The organism is Erysipelothrix urinaevulpis (assembly GCF_009828835.1).
GTDB classification, from domain to species: domain Bacteria; phylum Bacillota_I; class Bacilli_A; order Erysipelotrichales; family Erysipelotrichaceae; genus Erysipelothrix; species Erysipelothrix urinaevulpis.
In genome coordinates, this window is record NZ_WTTB01000001.1 from 104,125 (window position 1) to 122,647 (window position 18,523).

At 33.5% G+C, this 18,523-nt stretch carries 24 protein-coding genes and 1 other RNA gene; 15 read left to right on the plus strand and 10 right to left on the minus strand.

What is annotated here, in order from left to right; genetic code table 11:
* The first annotated feature begins 25 nt into the window (after window positions 1-25).
* From GVV10_RS00520 to GVV10_RS00550, 7 genes are read left to right on the plus strand one after another with little or no spacing between them, the layout of a single operon-like run.
* Window positions 26-694, plus strand: a complete 669-nt coding sequence (locus GVV10_RS00520) for a response regulator transcription factor (RefSeq protein ID WP_159518454.1) — start codon at window positions 26-28, stop codon at window positions 692-694.
* Complete coding sequence (locus GVV10_RS00525; protein ID WP_159518456.1) at window positions 678-2,240, plus strand: sensor histidine kinase; 1,563 nt, start codon at window positions 678-680, stop codon at window positions 2,238-2,240. Before GVV10_RS00520 ends, GVV10_RS00525 begins: the two co-directional genes overlap by 17 nt.
* The gene (locus GVV10_RS00530) at window positions 2,237-3,106 is read left to right on the plus strand and encodes an ATP-binding cassette domain-containing protein (RefSeq protein WP_159518458.1); all 870 of its coding nucleotides are present in this window, start codon (window positions 2,237-2,239) and stop codon (window positions 3,104-3,106) included. Before GVV10_RS00525 ends, GVV10_RS00530 begins: the two co-directional genes overlap by 4 nt.
* Entirely contained in the window at window positions 3,090-3,848 is a 759-nt protein-coding gene (locus GVV10_RS00535; protein ID WP_159518460.1) for an ABC transporter permease, read from the plus strand. The genes GVV10_RS00530 and GVV10_RS00535 overlap by 17 nt, the downstream gene beginning before the upstream one ends.
* 59 nt (window positions 3,849-3,907) lie before the next feature.
* Window positions 3,908-4,549 (plus strand): YigZ family protein, encoded by a 642-nt coding sequence (locus GVV10_RS00540; protein WP_159518462.1) that lies wholly within the window; start codon window positions 3,908-3,910, stop codon window positions 4,547-4,549.
* On the plus strand, window positions 4,546-4,956 hold the full coding sequence (locus GVV10_RS00545) for a Fur family transcriptional regulator (protein WP_159518464.1): 411 nt from the start codon (window positions 4,546-4,548) through the stop codon (window positions 4,954-4,956). Before GVV10_RS00540 ends, GVV10_RS00545 begins: the two co-directional genes overlap by 4 nt.
* A 3-nt stretch (window positions 4,957-4,959) precedes the next feature.
* Complete coding sequence (locus GVV10_RS00550; RefSeq protein ID WP_159518466.1) at window positions 4,960-6,063, plus strand: cation diffusion facilitator family transporter; 1,104 nt, start codon at window positions 4,960-4,962, stop codon at window positions 6,061-6,063.
* 26 nt (window positions 6,064-6,089) lie between these two features.
* Here GVV10_RS00550 and GVV10_RS00555 read toward each other — a convergent pair whose 3' ends face one another.
* Window positions 6,090-6,761, minus strand: a complete 672-nt coding sequence (locus GVV10_RS00555) for a metal-dependent hydrolase (RefSeq protein ID WP_159518468.1) — start codon at window positions 6,759-6,761, stop codon at window positions 6,090-6,092.
* A gap of 106 nt (window positions 6,762-6,867) precedes the next feature.
* Between GVV10_RS00555 and GVV10_RS00560 the strand changes: the two genes are divergently transcribed.
* Together GVV10_RS00560 and GVV10_RS00565 are read left to right on the plus strand one after the other, a co-directional pair.
* Window positions 6,868-7,518, plus strand: coding sequence for a metal-dependent transcriptional regulator (locus tag GVV10_RS00560; RefSeq protein WP_236261837.1), 651 nt, complete (start codon window positions 6,868-6,870; stop codon window positions 7,516-7,518).
* 41 nt (window positions 7,519-7,559) lie between these two features.
* Window positions 7,560-8,111 carry a phosphatase PAP2 family protein gene (locus GVV10_RS00565; protein ID WP_159518470.1) on the plus strand — a complete coding sequence of 184 codons (552 nt, stop codon included), beginning with the start codon at window positions 7,560-7,562 and terminating at the stop codon, window positions 8,109-8,111.
* An 8-nt stretch (window positions 8,112-8,119) separates the two neighbouring features.
* On the opposite strand, the gene GVV10_RS00570 is transcribed toward GVV10_RS00565, so the two are convergent.
* Complete coding sequence (locus GVV10_RS00570; protein WP_159518472.1) at window positions 8,120-9,073, minus strand: serine hydrolase domain-containing protein; 954 nt, start codon at window positions 9,071-9,073, stop codon at window positions 8,120-8,122.
* A gap of 29 nt (window positions 9,074-9,102) precedes the next feature.
* A complete protein-coding gene (locus tag GVV10_RS00575; protein ID WP_159518474.1) occupies window positions 9,103-9,678 on the minus strand; it encodes a histidine phosphatase family protein in 576 nt (191 codons plus the stop codon).
* A gap of 71 nt (window positions 9,679-9,749) precedes the next feature.
* Between GVV10_RS00575 and GVV10_RS00580 the strand changes: the two genes are divergently transcribed.
* Window positions 9,750-10,136, plus strand: coding sequence for a MerR family transcriptional regulator (locus tag GVV10_RS00580; protein ID WP_159518476.1), 387 nt, complete (start codon window positions 9,750-9,752; stop codon window positions 10,134-10,136).
* 56 nt (window positions 10,137-10,192) lie between these two features.
* On the opposite strand, the gene GVV10_RS00585 is transcribed toward GVV10_RS00580, so the two are convergent.
* Window positions 10,193-10,762, minus strand: a complete 570-nt coding sequence (locus GVV10_RS00585; protein WP_159518478.1) for a histidine phosphatase family protein — start codon at window positions 10,760-10,762, stop codon at window positions 10,193-10,195.
* A 146-nt stretch (window positions 10,763-10,908) separates the two neighbouring features.
* Here GVV10_RS00585 and GVV10_RS00590 point away from each other — a divergent pair, with 146 nt between their 5' ends.
* Both GVV10_RS00590 and GVV10_RS00595 read left to right on the plus strand, forming a co-directional pair.
* Window positions 10,909-12,399 carry an aldehyde dehydrogenase family protein gene (locus tag GVV10_RS00590; protein WP_159518480.1) on the plus strand — a complete coding sequence of 497 codons (1,491 nt, stop codon included), beginning with the start codon at window positions 10,909-10,911 and terminating at the stop codon, window positions 12,397-12,399.
* A gap of 187 nt (window positions 12,400-12,586) precedes the next feature.
* On the plus strand, window positions 12,587-13,780 hold the full coding sequence (locus GVV10_RS00595) for an MFS transporter (protein WP_159518482.1): 1,194 nt from the start codon (window positions 12,587-12,589) through the stop codon (window positions 13,778-13,780).
* A gap of 51 nt (window positions 13,781-13,831) precedes the next feature.
* On the opposite strand, the gene GVV10_RS00600 is transcribed toward GVV10_RS00595, so the two are convergent.
* Window positions 13,832-14,035, minus strand: a complete 204-nt coding sequence (locus GVV10_RS00600; protein ID WP_159518485.1) for a cold-shock protein — start codon at window positions 14,033-14,035, stop codon at window positions 13,832-13,834.
* 317 nt (window positions 14,036-14,352) lie between these two features.
* Between GVV10_RS00600 and GVV10_RS00605 the strand changes: the two genes are divergently transcribed.
* The 3 genes from GVV10_RS00605 (at window position 14,353) to GVV10_RS00615 (ending at window position 15,595) form a co-directional block, all read left to right on the plus strand.
* On the plus strand, window positions 14,353-14,841 hold the full coding sequence (locus GVV10_RS00605) for a DUF6597 domain-containing transcriptional factor (RefSeq protein ID WP_159518492.1): 489 nt from the start codon (window positions 14,353-14,355) through the stop codon (window positions 14,839-14,841).
* Window positions 14,842-14,847: 6 nt separating this feature from the next.
* Window positions 14,848-15,132: a helix-turn-helix domain-containing protein gene (locus GVV10_RS00610; RefSeq protein ID WP_159518494.1), complete on the plus strand. Its 285-nt coding sequence runs from the start codon at window positions 14,848-14,850 to the stop codon at window positions 15,130-15,132.
* Between the two features lie 76 nt (window positions 15,133-15,208).
* Window positions 15,209-15,595, plus strand: a complete 387-nt coding sequence (locus tag GVV10_RS00615; RefSeq protein ID WP_159518496.1) for a VOC family protein — start codon at window positions 15,209-15,211, stop codon at window positions 15,593-15,595.
* Between the two features lie 303 nt (window positions 15,596-15,898).
* On the opposite strand, the gene GVV10_RS00620 is transcribed toward GVV10_RS00615, so the two are convergent.
* From GVV10_RS00620 to ssrA, 5 genes are all read right to left on the minus strand, one after another.
* Complete coding sequence (locus GVV10_RS00620; RefSeq protein ID WP_159518498.1) at window positions 15,899-16,150, minus strand: nucleotidyl transferase AbiEii/AbiGii toxin family protein; 252 nt, start codon at window positions 16,148-16,150, stop codon at window positions 15,899-15,901.
* Window positions 16,151-16,172: 22 nt separating this feature from the next.
* Complete coding sequence (locus tag GVV10_RS00625) at window positions 16,173-16,763, minus strand: type IV toxin-antitoxin system AbiEi family antitoxin domain-containing protein (RefSeq protein WP_159518500.1); 591 nt, start codon at window positions 16,761-16,763, stop codon at window positions 16,173-16,175.
* A 149-nt stretch (window positions 16,764-16,912) separates the two neighbouring features.
* Window positions 16,913-17,266, minus strand: a complete 354-nt coding sequence (locus GVV10_RS00630; protein ID WP_159518502.1) for a Type 1 glutamine amidotransferase-like domain-containing protein — start codon at window positions 17,264-17,266, stop codon at window positions 16,913-16,915.
* 307 nt (window positions 17,267-17,573) lie between these two features.
* The gene (locus tag GVV10_RS00635) at window positions 17,574-17,795 is read right to left on the minus strand and encodes a helix-turn-helix domain-containing protein (RefSeq protein WP_159518505.1); all 222 of its coding nucleotides are present in this window, start codon (window positions 17,793-17,795) and stop codon (window positions 17,574-17,576) included.
* 278 nt (window positions 17,796-18,073) lie between these two features.
* Window positions 18,074-18,418: a transfer-messenger RNA gene (gene ssrA, locus GVV10_RS00640) on the minus strand.
* Window positions 18,419-18,523 lie beyond the last annotated feature (105 nt).

Sequence of the window (18,523 nt, forward strand, 5' to 3'; positions counted from 1 at the left end):
TATATACTTTTTTTAGGAGGTTAAGATGATTAATATACTCTATTTAGAAGATCAGAAACATATACGAGAAGTTACCCATGAGTATTTAAAAACACAAGAGTACAAAGTTTCTTTAGCATGCACTGCTACAGAAGCGATCGAACTTTTAAACCTTAAATCTTTTGATTTAGCGATTTTAGATATCATGGTTCCAGAAGGGTCTGGGATTGATGTCTTGAAAATAATCAGTGAATCTTATCCTTCAACAAAGGTTATTATGCTCACTGCACTTGGGGATGAAAACCAGCAAATTGAAGCCTTTAATTATTTTGCAGACGACTATATTATTAAACCCTTTTCTCCCATTATTTTACTAAAAAGAATTGAGGCGATTTTACGACGAGGCAACGCTGAACTTATTACTGAAGGTTTGTACAAGTCAAATGATGCTTATCAAGTTTTTTATAATAAAGTATCCTGTGATTTAACGATGACTGAGTTCATTATTTTCGATACACTGTCAAATTATCCTCAAAAAGTGTTTACACGACCAGAGTTATTGGATGCTATTGATCCTGATAGCTTAATGGTAAGTGATCGTGTCATCGATGCTCATATAAAAAATTTGCGAAGGAAATTACCCCTTAAACTTATCAAGACGGTAATTGGCTTAGGATATCAATATCAGGAGGATGGCGATGAAATTATCACGTAAAGTTTTAATCTATACCACCATAACAACATTTATTGCTGGAAGTATGATTATTGTGTATTTTGTCTTTCTATTACCTGGACTTTATATTGACTACAAAACACAACGTTATCTTGATAATATTCTTAATCTGCATACTGCGATTCAAACTGAGGAAGCATGCCAAGCTAATGTAGACGATATGTTTATGCTAACAAGTTTTAAACTGTACAAAGAAGGCTACGCAATTGATGTTTGTAATCAATATTTCTCAACCACCCTTACGATTGAGGATCCTGTTTTAAGACAAACCTTTGATGAGATACGTATGGTATTTGACGGTAATGAATTTGAAGACAGTCAAGAAATTTTCAATGCAATTGATTTTAGTCAAGCGAAGAAAAGGCTAGAGAGTTTTGCGGAAACATCCCTAATTAGAAGTGAAAACATGAAATTTAATCACAGTTTTATTCAAGAAAATACTGTTAGTGAAAACTTTCGAATCAATAATCAAGGTTATGCAATTATAAGTAGTAAAGTTCATGATGCAACCAATCAATACATTAATTACAGTGTGTTTAATCAGAAGGATGATGTATTTTATATCACTGTAGCCTCCGCGATGACACCAAAATTACAAGAATTGATGCCGATAATCTTAATGAGTACACCCATGATTATGGTATTGCTTTTGTTGTTTGCGATGGTAACAGCAAAAGTATTTAGTAAAATGTTAGCAACCCCAATTGAAACGTTAGCCAGTCAAGCACGACATCGTGATGATTCAAAAGACTTTGTTTTTAAACAAAAGAGTAACGATAAGGAATTTGTAATTTTAGAAGATGCTTTGAATACGATGCATCATGATTTACTGATGCTGATAAACTCTTATCAAGAGCAAAACAAACAATTAAGCATGGAAAAAGAGAAACAGGATATCTTTATTATGAACGCATCTCATCAACTAAAAACACCGATTGCGAGTGCTAACTTGTTATTGGAAGGAATGATGGGCAAGGTGGGCCCTTATAAGGATGTGGAAGCTTATCTTCCGATAGTTCAAACAGAAATAATCCGTATGAACACACTCGTCGAAGCGATGTTAATGACGTATCAAGATCAAAGCAATGAAAATCAAAAAGAAGAAGTGATTGTGAATCAAGTGATTGAAGTATTGTTAGAAAAACTAAACCAGCAAATCATTCATAAAAAACTTGAGATTGCTATAGAAGAAGAGCAATCAAAAATCATGACCGACCCTCAATTCTTTTCAACAATCGTTGAAAACATCATATTAAATGCAATAAAATACACAGAAATCGGTGGAAAAATTGAGATAAAAATAAATAAAAACAATCTAATAATTACAAATCTAAAATCATCAATTAATGAAAAAATCATAGACTATATAACCTTACCATTTGTAAAAGATAACCATCAACAAGATAGTACAGGAATTGGTTTATATTTGGTGGATACATTTGTGAATATGTTAGAGATGAACTGGAGTATTAAAAATACTGATGAAGGTGTTACTGTGACACTGAACTATAAGGAGAATAATGTATGATAACAATAGAAGAATTAAATGTGTATTACAAAGACTTTCAAGCCCTTAATATTTGTGAAAAAATTGAAATAAAAGAAAATGATCGGATTGGTTTAATTGGTTCGAACGGTGCAGGAAAGACGACGTTTGTGAAAGCGTGTTTGGGATTAATACCCTACAATGGGCTCATCACAACCAACGTAAAACCCGAAGAAATGTCAGTTCACATGCAGCAAAACAATTATGTCGATACGATGGCCACTCGTCATATTTTAGAAACAATTTTAAAAACAAAAATTAAAGAGAATGTAAAATTACAAGAACTCATTTCATTCTTTGAATTTGAAAAGCAATTAAGTCAAAAATATAAGACTTTATCAGGTGGACAAAAGCAAAGATTCACGTTAATTATGGTCTTAATGCAAGACGCACCCATTACTTTTTTTGATGAAGTTACGACAGGTCTAGACTTTGAAACCCGTCAAGCTTTAATAGAAAAAATATTAGCCTGGTACCAAGGAAAGAATACCTCGATTATTTTTATTAGTCATTATTATGAAGAATTAGAAAAACTAACCAATAAATTATTGATCCTTGATAAGGGGGAAGTGATCGCTTTTGGAGAACGTCGTCAACTGTTTGAGAAATATTGTGGTCAATCAGTCATATCCTTTGATCAAGACGCTTTAACGAAGATTGATACTAAGTCATTTAACCACTTAAAAGCCCAACAAGGACTATGTGCAATATCCTGTAAAAATTTAGAAGAAGAATTAAGTTTAATTAAGATGCTATCCAATGCGAATATTAATTATAAACGAAGTAACAATGACATTGAGTTATTAACAATCAATGCGCTAGGAGTCTATCATGAAACAACTCATTAAATATGAATTTAGAAATCTACTCGGCAATTTCTTTGGTATTTTCTTTGGGATTGCATTTCCAATTCTGATGACAAACATTCTTCATCCTGTCATCATGTCAAAAGTACCAGAAGCTGCACAAGGTAGTGCAAGTGTTCAAATATATATTACAAATTTACTCATGGTTCCATTAGCAATGATGTTTGTCGGGTTTTCAGCATTATTCTCCCAAGAACTGGAAAACGATGTAACCATTCGGATGCAATTATTTGGCATTAATGAGTCACAGCAAATGAAAGCCAAGATGGTTGCTCAAGGTCTTTCTGTTGTAGTAGGAATAAGTATCTACTCCTTGTTTACATTACCCATACTAAACTTACCCAAACCAACAATTTTTGCGGTTATTTCGTTAGTTATTGCCATTATCATATTATCAATCATCTTGTTTATTTTATCGTTCTCAATTGCCTTGTTAGCAAAAAAATTCAGTGTGACTTATGGCATTACCATGACTCTTTATTTTGGTATGATGGTTTTTTCAGGGATGATGGGGATCGAGACACAAGATTTACCCAAAGTTTTTCAGTATATATCCAAAGGATTTCCAACCTCGTTTATTGTGAGTGATTTCAAAGAAGTGTGGACGTTAACAAGTTATAATTTCGCTCCTTTAATTCAATCCTTACTGTTTTTTGGCGCTGTTAGCGGATTAGTTTGTTATGGAGCTCTAGCACAAAGAAAAAGAAAATTAGAAAATTTTTAAGGGGAAGCAAATGAATGCTTCCTTTTTATTAAATCGTCACGTTTTACTCAAACTCTAAAATGGATTATAATAGAGCTATGATAAAAACAAATTATAAGACAATTGAAAAAGAGTTGATGACTGAGCAAATCATTAAAAAGTCAAAATTCATTGCCTATCTTGCACCGGTTCAAAATGAAGACCAGGCCAAAGAATATTTGCAAGCGATAAAAAAAGAACATTATAAAGCGACACACCATTGTTCTGCATATATATGTGATGAAATTGAGAGATCTAATGACGATGGAGAACCTGCCTCAAGTGCAGGATTGCCAATGCTCGAAGTTTTAAGAGGGAATAATTTAAACTATGTTATCGCGGTTGTGGTTCGATATTATGGTGGAATTCAGTTGGGTGTTGGTGGATTGATTCGAGCCTATGGTTCAAGTGTAAGTCTTGCGATTGAAGAAGCAGAACTTCTAATTCCACAACAAGTCTTTAAAATCAAAATACAATTTCCTTATGAATATACGAATGATGTTGAAAACAATCTAGCAGATTATGCGATCGTTACTGAACGTGATTATGAAGAACAAGCAATTTATACCATTCTTACAAGTCAAAAAGATCAACTAGAGCCACTTAGTGATATGACTAGAGGAACAATAAGTATTGAAGAATTAGGCGTGAGTGTTGAATACATGAAGGAGGAAAAGTCATGAAAGTAAAAGAGGAACTAAAATCGAACGGATTAAAGTACACAAAACAACGAGCTGATGTTCTTCATGTATTGAAAAGTAGCGAGATTCCTTTAACGATAAATCAAATTCGGGATGAATTACAGATTGAAATGGACTTATCCACAATTTATCGAATTCTTGATGCATTTGAAGCCAAACACTTAGTTAATAAAACGGTTCCTATCGAGCCTTCAATGTCACTTTATGATTATAATCGTGATATTCATAAACACCACCTAACCTGTACTGAATGTGGTATAATCATTGTTATTGAATCATGTCCATTAGGAAACTATGAAAAACAAGTTCAAGAAAAAACGGGCTATATTATTGAAAGACATCAATTGGAACTTTATGGTTTATGTCCAAGATGTCAAAGGAGCAATTAATCTATGAATGAAAATAGATCAAACATCGGGATTAAAGTTGGAGCAGTTGGGATACTGAGTAACCTTCTGCTTTTTATTATGAAAATTGTGATTGGATTAAGTTCAGGTAGTACAGCGATTGTTGGTGATGCTATTAATAACCTCTCAGATTTTCTTTCATCGATTATCACGGCCATTGGTTTTAAATTATCAAGTTTACCAGCCGATCGAGAACATCCTTTTGGTCATGCACGATTCGAATTAATTAGTGGGTTTGTTATCTCAATTATTATGTTATATCTTGGAATTGATGTGCTTAGAGAATCGGTAACAGAAATAATTCAACCCAGTCAACTTCAAGTGTCTTCTGTCTTAATATGGATATTGATCATTTCAATTGTTGTGAAAATACTCCAAATGATTTTTTATCGAAGGATGTTTCAACAGTCAAAGTCAGAAGTGATTGAGGCTAATATCAAAGACAGCCGAAATGATGTTCTTATTACAAGTTCGATTCTTTTAGGAATTTGGATTCAAACACTTACAGGTTATAAGATTGATGGTTTTTTAGGAGTTTTGATTTCTTTTTTAATCATTGGATCATCAATTGAAATGTTAAGAGATTTTGTTCATGACTTATTAGGTGCTCGACCAGATGATGCATTGATCAAAGGCGTTCAAGATATTCTCGATGCATCAAAAGAAATCATTGGTTATCATGATTTAATCATTCACACGTATGGATCAGGGCGTCATTATGCCAGTGTTCATGTTGAAGTGGATGTCCAAATGAGTTTGCAAGAAGCACATGATATTATTGATCACTTAGAATATAAAATAAATAAACTTTTTAAAATGGATATGGTTGTTCATTTAGATCCGTTAGATTTAAAGAGTCCCTTACTTAATGGATTGAATGAAGATGTTAAAAAGGCATTGAATACCATTGATGAAGACTTACGATATCATGATTTAAGGTTAGTTCATAATATTCTAATTTTTGATGTCGTTGTTCCCAATTCTGTGAAATTAGATGATGAGGAAATTATTCAAGACTTGAATCAAGCGTTAAAAGCTCATCCATATAAGATAAAAATAACAATCGATCGAAACTATTTACTCGATTAAAAAAACCAATTCTAAACAGAATTGGTTTAATACTCTATTTTATCACCCGCATTGACTAGAAGTCCTTGACCAGGATCAAGACGGTCAATAAATGTTTGAGGGTTTTGCTGAATTACTGGAAAAGTATTGTAGTGAATCGGTACGACATTCTTTGCTTGAATCGTTTGGCTGGCTTTGACTGCATCGTCAATTCCCATAGTGAAATTATCTCCAATGGGGACAAATGCTAAATCAATCGGTGCCAGTTCTTTCATGTCTGAGTAGAATGCTGTATCACCAGCATGATAGATTCGTTTGCCCTCAATCTCAAAGACAAGCCCAGCTGCAAGCCCCATTGCTAGGGTTTGATTATTGATTGTTAAGGACGAAGAATGAAGTGCAGGAACAAACTTTAAATTACCGAAAGAAAATTTATAACTACCACCGATATTCATTCCATGAGTTCGAAGGTCATGAAGCTCAATAAAGTCAGCAAGCTCGACCATTGCAATCACCAAAGCATTTGACTTTTTAGCAATCTCAAGTGTATCTCCAAAATGATCGTTATGAGCATGTGTAAGCACAATATAATCTGGATTCAACTCATTAAGATTTAAATCAGAATCTGGGTTATCGGTTATAAAAGGATCAATGAGTATTGATTCCCCATTCGCACAATGTATTTGTACACATGAATGCCCATGCCAAGATAGTATCATATATAAAACCTCCTACTTCTAATAATACCAAATTAATTGAATTACCCAAACTTTACATGTATAATGAATATAGTTAGGCGCACCTAATTTTGAAAGGATGATGAAGATGATGACTCCCAGTCGTGAAGATTATATAAAAGCAATCTTCAAACACAATGAAAAAGGAACAAAGCTAAACAACAAAGATTTATCTGAAAATCTTTCAGTCTCTGCTGCTTCCACAAGTGAAATGATTCGTAAACTCATTGATACAGGTCATGTTGATCGTGATAAAACAATGGGGTTAATGTTAACTGAAGAAGGAAAAAATGAAGCCAAAGATCTTGTGAAGAAACATCGACTGTGGGAAGTGTTTCTAGTCAATCACTTGGGTTATTCCTGGACAGAAGTTCATGATGATGCCGAGGTTTTAGAACACGTTACATCGTCAAAGTTAGCCGATCGCTTAAATGAATTTTTAGACGAACCCAAACATTGTCCTCATGGAGAAATAATCTTTGGAAATAGTGAAGAAGTCGATGATTCAACAGTATCGCTTGCTTCTTTAACAATTGATGATCATGGCACCTTTCAAAAAGTCAGTGATACAGGAGAACTCCTAGAATATTTAGAAGTTATAAAGTTTAAGTTAAATGACGATTTCAAAGTTGTTAAAAAGTTACCTTATGAAGGGCCTATTGTTGTTGAAGTCAACGGCCTTGAAGTCTCAATATCATACCATGCAGCTCAAGAAATTTTTGTCTTAAAACATCACTAAAAACTTGTGGTATAATATTAGAAAATGGAAATGGTGATAGCATGGAATTGCAAATTTTAGATTTGATACAAACATGGAGAAATCCACTCTTAGATATATTTTTTACCGTTTTAACACGCATGGGAGATCATGCAGAAATATGGCTATTACTGATTTTTATTATGTGGATGAAAAAAGAAAGACGACAAACAGCTTCTTTAGCAGTTGTATCGATTATTATTGAATTAATTGTCGTAAGTTTAATTCTAAAACCGATTTTTATGCGCCCAAGACCGTTTTTAGTTTCTGACATAGCGTTATTAATTCCCGAACCATTTGGAGCTTCATTTCCCTCGGGACATGCAGCAAGCTCATTTGCTGTTGCATATTTCTTATACAGAGAAAATGCCAGTTATAAACATTGGATTATGACGATCGCAATTCTGATGTCCTTTTCAAGATTATATGTTTATGTCCACTACCCAAGTGATGTGATCGTTGGTGCATTAATTGGCATAGGGATTGGGGAATTTGTTCATCGTAAAAGAGATACTTTTATACATCTAATTAATGCAGTATTAAAAAAGATTAATTTAGAAAAATTTGAAATTTAAAAAAGGAGCTAAGCTCCTTTTTTTGTATCTAAATAGAGTGTGAATAAGTTTTCACGTTGACGTAAGAAAAGAGGGTTTTCCCGATCTGGATACGTCCGATTTGTCAATAAAATAAATGCTTGATTATGCTTAAAATCAATATGAAATAAAGGACCTGTTGATCCAGTGTGAAATAATACATCATCATTAAAACGATTCCATCCATACGACCGCTGACCAATATTTGTTTCCATGATTAATTTTTTTGTTTCAAAACTCATGATGCGATCATCACTCAACAAGCCTTTAGCAAAACGGCTCATGTCTTCCAAGGTACTAAATAGACCGGCATTACCAGCAATGCCTCCTAAAGCAAAAGCTGTTTGATCGTGAACTCGTCCTTGTATCGTTGAACCATTATTCAAAATTTCAGTTGGAGCTGCATTATGTCCATTAAATGATGTGGAAGACATATTCAATGGATCGAGAATGTTTTCCTTTATACTTTGGTCTAAAGACTGATCAAGACGTTCAATAATTTTTCCTAGAATTATAAAATTTAAGCACGAATAAACGGTTTGACCTCGCTGTTGGTCAACATAATCATTCATTGAAAAAATATAATCAATTAAGGCTTGATTGCTTAATTCATACCGTGTTCTAGCACTAGGTAAAAGACCACTGGTATGTAAAAGCAATTCAGAAATTGTCATTGAATGATGCTTAAATTCCGGAATAATCGTTTGTACAACTGTATCTAAACTTAAACGATTCTCATCCATCAATTGGAAAATTCGAGTTGTAACAAATAACTTTGTGATTGAAGCAAGATCATAACGAGTTTCAATGTTTGTTGCGATTTCTCCATTTGTTGTTCCTTTAGAATACGTATGAATTTTATCGTCATTCATTGTACATGCCACTAATCCCAATACACTTTTTGAATGAATAATCTCACTCAATTCATTTTCAAAACTTGTCATAATCATCCACCTTTTTGATAATTATACCACTACAAGTTACTAAAATCATGTTCAATTATGTCCTCAAGGATATAAACATTATCTTCATATTTATATTTGAAAATTGAACAATTTTGAATTCGATTGGATCGAAAGACACAATTATGTTTTTCCCATTTTCTATAAAATTGAGCAATCGCAGCACCGTGAGCTACAATTAATATATTTTTCTTAGATGAATGAGACACAATGGAGTCAACAGCGCTTGTAAACCGTTGTTGAAATGCATGCTCATCCTCACCCCCAAATTGAACAAAAAAATCTTTGTAGGGAAGGGGTGGATTTAAATGCTCCGATTCACCTTCTAAACTTCCAAAGTTCCATTCACGAAGGTCCTTGACACGTTTATATGGTAAGTCAGTGATGATCTCTAAGGTATCACTTGCTCTTTCAGATGTGGAGCAGTATGCTTCATCGAAATTAAAATCTAATTGATCAATATGTTCTCTTGCAACGAGTGCTTGTTTTATTCCAAGCTCGGTTAACGGAGAATCACAAAAACCTTGGATCTTCTGTTGTTGATTAAAGAGAGTTTGACCATGTCTAATTAAATAAATTCTTTTCATATCTTATTCCTCCTCTAGATTAATGATACAATACGGGTGTCACTACCGGTCAAGAAGAAAAGGAGAAACTTATGAAATCAATGAAAGAAGTCTGTTTAGAAACAGGATTAAGTTATGAGACATTAAAATACTATTGTAATGAAGGACTTGTTCCTAACCATCAACGAGATAGCAACAATCATCGGAAGTTCGATGAGAAGGATATTGCATGGATTAAAGGACTAGTGTGTTTAAGACAGTGTGAAATGAGTCTCATAGACATTAAAAGATATATGGGACTGTGTATAGCGGGTATTGATTCGATTCCCCAACGTAAAATCATGCTTGAAGAAACACGAAATGAATTGTTGCTGAAGTTGGAAAAAATCCAAGAATCTCTAGCGTATATTGATCAAAAACAATCCTTGTATGATAAAATCATTGCTGGCGAAATTAAATACGTCAGTAATTTCGAATAAAAAACTTAGACAATGGAAGTTGGTCGATACCGTTCCAATGTCTAAGTTTTTTTTGATTAATCCAAGTCGTGTTCAATAATATTTTCTAATGTATAGACGTTATCCGAGTATGTGTAGTCAAAGATAGAACAGTTTTTCACATTGTCTTTTAAACGAATTTCACTATGGTTAAGCCATTCTTGGTAAAACTCAAAGATTACACCACCATGGACAACAATTAATATAGATGATGCTGAAGATGTTTCTACAATATCATGAATCGTATCCAAAACTCTTTTAGAAAAGTCTTCACGGTGTTCACCACCAAATTGAACAAAGAAGTCTTTTTCAAAAGGCGTTGGTAAAATTAAGACACTTTCTCCTTCCAAACTCCCAAAGTTCCACTCTTTAATGCCCTTTAAACGGGTGTATGGTTGATCTGTTATTATTTCTAAGGTTTGATGGGTACGTTCAGAGGTTGAAGCGTAAACTGCATCAAAGAGGATATTTTGTTCCTCAAAATATTGTTTTGCTAAACCAGCTTGTTGAATACCATCCTTGGTAAGCGGCGAATCAGAAAATCCTTGCATTTTCTTATAATAATTAAATAAAGTCTCCCCATGTCTTACTAAATAAACTTTTTTCACTGTATTTCCTCCATCTCTATACCTATGATATAGAACGTCGATAGAAGGGTCAAATGAAAAGACATAATATTGTATTTTTGACTAAGGTCACAACCGTTGATAGCGCTTTCAGTAGGTGATAGAGTAAACTGTGAAGGAGGAATAATATGAATAAACCAAAATTGAATATAGCTAAACAATATGAATTATACATTAATGGTGAGTGGCAACAGCCCAGTGATGGTGAATACTTTAAATCCTTTTCACCTTCTGATGGAGAAGAGTTAGCAAAGATTGCGCAAGCAAGTCAAGCGGATGTGGATGATGCAGTACAATCTGCTAAAGCAGCATTCCCAAAATGGAAGGCTGTAAGTCCATCAGAACGAGCAAAGATATTGCATAAAATTGCGGATGTAATGGAAGAAAATACTGACCACCTCGCCTTGGTCGAGACAATGGATAATGGAAAACCTATTCGGGAAACATCAGCAATGGATGTTCCATTAGCAATAGAGCACTTCAGATATTTTGCGGGTGTCATTCGAGCCGAAGAAGGTTCAGCAGTCATGTTGAATGAAGACACCCTTAGCCTTATTCTTCACGAACCACTTGGGGTGGTTGGACAAATTATTCCGTGGAATTTCCCCCTATTGATGGCAGCTTGGAAACTTGCTCCTGCATTAGCCACAGGAAATACGATTGTGTTAAAACCATCAAGCGCAACATCACTAAGTGCACTAGAACTTGTGCGTCTTATTGATGAAGCTGATATCTTACCAAAAGGCGTCTTGAATCTAATTACCGGTTCAGGGTCTAAGTCGGGTCAATATATTTTAGAACATGAAGGAATTCAAAAATTAAGTTTTACTGGATCAACAGAGGTAGGGTATCAGGTTGCAAAAGCGGCAGCTGATAAGCTTATTCCCGCAACATTAGAGTTGGGTGGGAAGTCAGCAAACATTATCTTTCCAGATGCTAATATGGATCTTGCAATTGAAGGCGTACTGATTGGTATTCTGTTTAATCAAGGTCAAGTCTGTTGTGCAGGTTCAAGAGTATTTGTTCATGAAGATATTTATGAAGAATTCTTACAGAAAGCAGCCCAAGAATTTGAGACAGTAAAAGTAGGGATGCCGTGGGATCCAGAAACACAAATGGGTGCACAAGTTAGTGAAAATCAAATGAATAAAGTTCTTCGTTACATCGAACTTGGAATTGAAGAAGGAGCAGTTGTAACAACGGGAGGAAATCGTTTAGAAGGTGGTGTTATGGACCAAGGATTTTTTACAGCCCCAACCATGTTATCAAATGTTACTAACGAGATGACCGTCGCCCAAGAAGAAATTTTCGGACCTGTCGTAGTTGTTATTAAATTTAGTGATGAAGATGAAGTCATCAAGATGGCGAATGACAGTGACTACGGACTGGGTGGTGGTGTATGGACACAAGACATCAACCGAGCCATCCGTGTTTCACGAGCAATCGAAACAGGAAGAATGTGGGTCAATACTTACAATACAGTTCCAGAAGGAGCACCATTTGGTGGGTATAAAAAATCAGGTATAGGACGTGAGACACATAAATCAATGATTGCACATTACACACAACAAAAAAATATCATTATAAACTTGAAAGAAACTAAAACTGGACTTTATTAAAAACTTGAACAGCATAATAAAACACCAAAATTATTGGTGTTTTATTGTCATTTGCTTATCAAGTGTGCTATAGTTCTTTGGTTGAAAGGAACTGTTATTAATGATATATTCAGAGATAATCAAAAAAATAGCTCCCCTACCCGATTTTGATGTTTTTTTTCATATCTAATTCGATAGGAGGAATATTTTGAAGAAAAACATCGAAAATAAAAAACCAAATTTTGTTTTACTTATATTACTATTGGGGTTTCCACAATTACATGAAGCAATGCTATCCCCATCAATTCAAAACATTGCACAACGATTCAAAATCCATATTAATCAAGCACAACTTGTTCTAAGTCTATATTTCGTCGCTTTTGCTCTAGGAGTGCTCTTTTGGGGTTATTTTTCAGATATAAAAGGTAGACGGACTGCAATGATTTCAGGTTTTATAACCTATATTATTGGAACTATTTTTTCTATACAATCATCCTCGTTCAATTTGTTTATGCTGGGAAGGTTTGTTGGAGCATTTGGTTTAGCAACAGGATCAGTGACAACCCAAACAATTTTAAGAGAAGCTTTTTCAGAAGATGTTAAAAACAAACTCTTTTCCCAGGTTTCAATTGCTCTAGCATTGGTTCCGGGCATAGGACCTATTTTAGGCGGTGCTTTAGTAGATAAAGGCGGAGTACAAATACTTCTTACTTTCCTTGTGTTAGCAAGTTTATTAATTGTTGGAATAGCATACTACAAGCTTCCTGAAACAATGATAAAAACTGATAGAAAACATGTCAATATTCTAGCAGTTATGAAACGAATGGCATTGTCAAAAAATGTATTAATCTATGGATTCTTTATTGCATCTTACAATGCAATTATGTCTATTTACTATATGGAGATACCTCTACTATTTACAAGTCATTTTAATATGTCTCTCGCTAAAATTGGAACATTTGGAGTTTATCTTGCTGTGGCGACAATTTTAGGAGCTCTAATTACCCAAAGGCTTCTAAAACAATACAGTCCACAGCGCATTATTTCAATCGGTAATGGAATAGTTTTAACAGGAGCAGTCCTGATGTTATTCATTGGTAGTTTGAATTATCCATTACCTATCAAACCTTTGTTATATATTATAGGTATGTTTGTCATTAGGTTTGGAACAGCAATGGCACTCTCGAATGCCATCAGTTTATCACTCAATGGCTTTGAAGATGTTTATGGAACAGCCGGTTCACTTCTTAGTTTAGGCTACTACCTAGCAATAAGTGGATTAATGAGAGTTATGTCTTTTATTCGGACCGATTCGTTAACAACAATGCCTATATATTTTATTGTTTTAGGAATGATTTTATGTGTAATGAGTTATCGTCTAGACAAAAATAATGGTATTTAAATACAAAAAAAGGAACTGATTATAAAAAATCAGTTCCTTTTAATTTAGTGATTATAAACCACGTACGTTATCTGCTTGTGGTCCACGTTCGCCATCAACGATGTCGAATGAAACAGCTTGTCCGTCTTCTAATGTTTTGTAACCATCTGAAACGATTGCTGAGAAATGAACGAATACTTCTTGTTCTGATCCGTCAACTACGATAAAGCCGAAGCCTTTTTCAGCGTTGAAGAATTTTACTTTTCCTGATTCCATTAAAAAATACCTCCTTCTTACAAAATGAAACATAGAATAACAGTTTTGGTATTATTTAATGTTGCTTTCATTATGTAGTTTAAATATATCATGATTTGAAAAGTTATTCAAACTAAACTTGCCTAGAAGGCTAATATTGTCCAAAAAAACCGAAAACACCCCTGAAAAACCTAGAATTTGTGATTTTTACGTTTGATAATTTATAGTTTATTGCCTAAACAATGAGTGAAAACGATTTGAATGTCTAATAATTCAAGAAGAAGTGCAATATAACAGAACTGCTTATTGTATAATTACGTTATGGAAGGTGATCATTGATGTACAAGGTTGTTCAAATCCCACAAACACTTGATAAAGAATTTAATACAGAAGTAATGTATAAAGAAGTCGTCCGTACTGGAATCAATCCCGAAATTTGTCTTTGGTATATGACCAAGGAATCAACAAAAGATATTTATAATTCAATCTTAACTGACGCATGCATTGATATTATATTTGATTTGAAAGAGCGAACTATTTTTATCGGTGCAACCAAAACATCGACTGTTAAATTAAAGAGTAGTGATCCATTTGACTTTATGGGTATTCGACTCCGACCCGGTGTTGCTTACCATATATTTCCAAAGATTAAGATGAGTGATTGTTTCACAAATCGTCAATTTACCAATGAAAATACGCCAGAATTAAAATCACTGATGAAGATCTTTGATTTGAAAGATAGGAATGCTAAACAAGAACTGATTTACGAGTTTTTAGACCATTATACTCCTGTTATTGATAATGATTGGGTTAATATAATCGATTAATCCTATTTGAGTGAAAACATTGAATTAGAATTAAAACAATTTCAAGAACAGAAAGAATTAAAGAACAAAACATTCTACAGAGAAGTGATAAAGCATTATGGCCTGTCACCCAAAGAACTTGTCAACACAATCCGCCTTCAAAAAACATTGCAATCATTGCTCAGTGGTGATTTTGAGTCAATTACAGAGTTATCACATCGATTAAATTATTTTGATTCATCACATTTAAATAAGGAAATAAAAAAATATTGTGGTACAAATCCGACGGAATTAATTGATAAATATCGTTAACTTTGAAATTTGTCCATTTTATACAAGAGAATATACAATTATTTAGATAAGATAGTAATTAGGAGGCTATAATGATATGAAACTAGATATGATTGGAATAATTGTTGAAAATATGGAAGCGTCACTTCAGTTCTATAAAACACTAGGATTTGAAGTATCAGATGTTGCAATGGAAAACTATGTTGAGTTAGTGAGTGAGAACATCAGAATTTCTTTAAACACCAAAGAAATGATATCAGGTGTATACGGATTTGAACCTCAGTTGACCGGAGAAAGAATAGAACTTGCTTTTTTATGCGATTCAACTGATGAACTAGAACTTAAAGTCAAAGCAATAAAAGATAGTGGATATAAGGTGTTCAAAGAACCATGGAATGCAGTGTGGGGACAATACTATGCGATTGTGTTGGATGCGGATGGAAACTATATTAGTTTATTTTGTAATGGTTTAAAAGAGAATTAAGTATAAAACATTGAAAGCCCACTATTTGGTGGGCTTTTTGATGTTGACTTGTTTGTTGTGGAAGTCATGGCAACGTTGATTGTTTAATCCATGAATACTCTTAAAGAAAAACAATATAAGTGAATATAAATTAGGGATTAATCTAAACTAATTGTGTGGCAATTGTTTTTTTGAATTCGAGAGCGTAATAAATTTTATCAAACTTAGCTATGACATCTGCTAGAGTAATACTATATTCGGAATATTGAACAGTTATATAGTTTTTGAAGTTGTTATTAAAGATAATGGAATCTGATAAAGATTTTACGATTTGATGATTGTCTCAACTTCTTCTTTCGAGTACACAATACTCTTGTAAGTTACATCTATATCGCGTGTCATTCTTGTGTCAAAACCTAACAAGGTTGATACTACAAATCCGCCTTTAAAAACAAATTGTTCTTTATGTTTTGAAAAAGAAATTTTTCTTGCAAATTCCTCGAGGATAAATCGCTGATAAACTTCTTGAATATCTAAATTTTTAGTTTCGGAAATTTTTTCATTCGGTGTTTCCATGAATCGATGTTTACCATATATTTTAAATCTCCTTATCATCTTGAAATAAAAGAGCAATTTCATACACTTCATTTAGGATATTTAGTTCTTTAGCATATTGAGAAAGTCTATTAAGATTAGTTTTGTTTCGAAAATAGTTTCGTATACTATCTTGATAAACTTGTAATTCAACTCTGTTTTTACTTCTAATCAGATCAAAAATAGTTCGTTCTTTGTCATAAACGACTACGTCATTTCCCAGATTATTCTTCATAGTAATAATGCCCATCTCATGCACGCTAGCGTTTACGTAAAAAACATTAAAAGAATTAATCTCCCTTATTCTGCTACCATGTATCATTGTCATAGATAATTTTCTTGGAAACCTATCTGTTAAATTATGAAGATATGCTGCAGTTTCATGACTATAAACGATTGAATTATTTTGATTTTGTAAAAGAAACATGTTGTCTGTTGTGAAGTCTTTATGATAGTAGTATCCGCGAGCAACTCTTCGAATAGTATTATTTTCTACAAGTTTTCCGACTTCTCTTTTACTATAATTGTTCTCTAATAAGTCTGAATATTTTAATAAACCGTTGTTTTCTTTTGCCAGTTGTTTAAGTTTATCCATTTGACACGTCCCTTCCGTACAGTAATTATAGCACGATACTGTACGGAAGGGACAGGTACATTAATGTGTTATCTCTCAGGGTGAAGTTTCTAGAAGCGATTAAAGTCCCTAATAATTTCGATACTACTCTGATCAATAATAATTATTTCTTAATCACTAAGAGTAATGACATCGTAGTTATAGTTATTTAATACCTTATGAATGTTAGGGGATCGATCTTCTAACTTATTCCAATGAGGTAGAATTTCAACCACAACTAAATTTAATGTGTTTATATTTGTTAAATTTAAAAAGTTCATCTCTGGTGTGAGTTGATTAATAAGAGTTAAAACTTTTTGAAGAATAAGACTACTTGCACTCATTCCGATAAGAATATTTGTATTTGAAAAGTTTTTAAGAAATTTTACTGTGTTTGATGCGCGAATAAATTCAATGACATCTGCTTTCATCAAAATTGCAGGGGCATCTGTATCATAGTCGAATATTGTTACTGTTAAATTCAATTGCTCTAATTCTTGAGTAAGTCTTTCGATGTGGTAATTCTTTTCCTTATATATACTATCTGCGGGGTAACTAAAACAGCAGTCTTGTAATTTTTATTGGAACAAACTGTTTTCAAACGTTGTATTAAAGATGATGTTGACTTAGTTGGTTGTGAAATCCAACATAAAATTTTGATGTTCCTAGAAATCAAGCTTGAGTTAGTAAGGTTGATTGGAAGATGCAGTGATGGGATTTAAAGAGAAACAGTTGTTATGTTCGATTGTAGCCATCATGTTATTCATAATGAAATAGAAAACGAAGATCTTTTTAGGGCTCCGTTTTTTCATGACCAGAAGATAAAGTTAAAAACAGTTCCTCCATCGACAGTCCAAATTCTTTTGAAATTAAGAATGCATGCTCAAAAGGCATTCTTAAAGGATCACGTTTGTTATTGACCCAATTGCCGATCACTGATTCGTGAATTCCGGTATTTTTGTGTAGTCGATAGTTAGTCATATTATTCTTTTTAAGTAATTCTTGGAAAGTCATTATATCACTCCTTTTCTTTCTTTACTTACATTACATTACACATTGAGTAGTAAAGCAAGTATTTTGGAAACGAATTAAGTAAGAATAAAAAATGTGACAATATAACAAAAACTCATTCAGCGCTCTAAATTTATTATAGGAAAGTTTCTTGATAGTATCAGTTGTCGAATTTTTAAATTTTAATTTTGTAGTCCTTTTGTAGTCCTTTTCGTATAAAAACAAACTTTAAAAACAAGAAAACCCACTGTTAAGTGGGTTTTTATGATGTCTAATAAATATGGTGGAGATGGCGAGAGTCGAACTCGCGTCCAAGAAATGTTCCACATTCAGATGTCTACAGTTTATTCTGTTTCTAGATAATCAAAGCTTGAGCCACAGACAAACCTTACTTTGATGTGCTCTAAGTTTTTCGAGGTGGTATGACGAGCTCATACACCCTTATTCTTTGTGAGTTTGTTGATTCTATTTACCCAAAGACAAAGTGCCTAGAATCATGCTGCAGCGTAATCGCTAATTAAGCAGCAAATTGTAAACTGTTGTTTCCAGTTATAGTTTTTTGGTTTTAGGTGACCAGCCACTGCTATCTGAATCAAACGAGATCCTGTCGAAACCATGACATCCCCGTAGATTGATTATACCAAACCCATCGAAATGGCGCAACAAAAAAGAGCCTTGCGGCTCTTTCTCTACTTAATAAAATATGTGAGTTAGAAGATGAAGATTATATT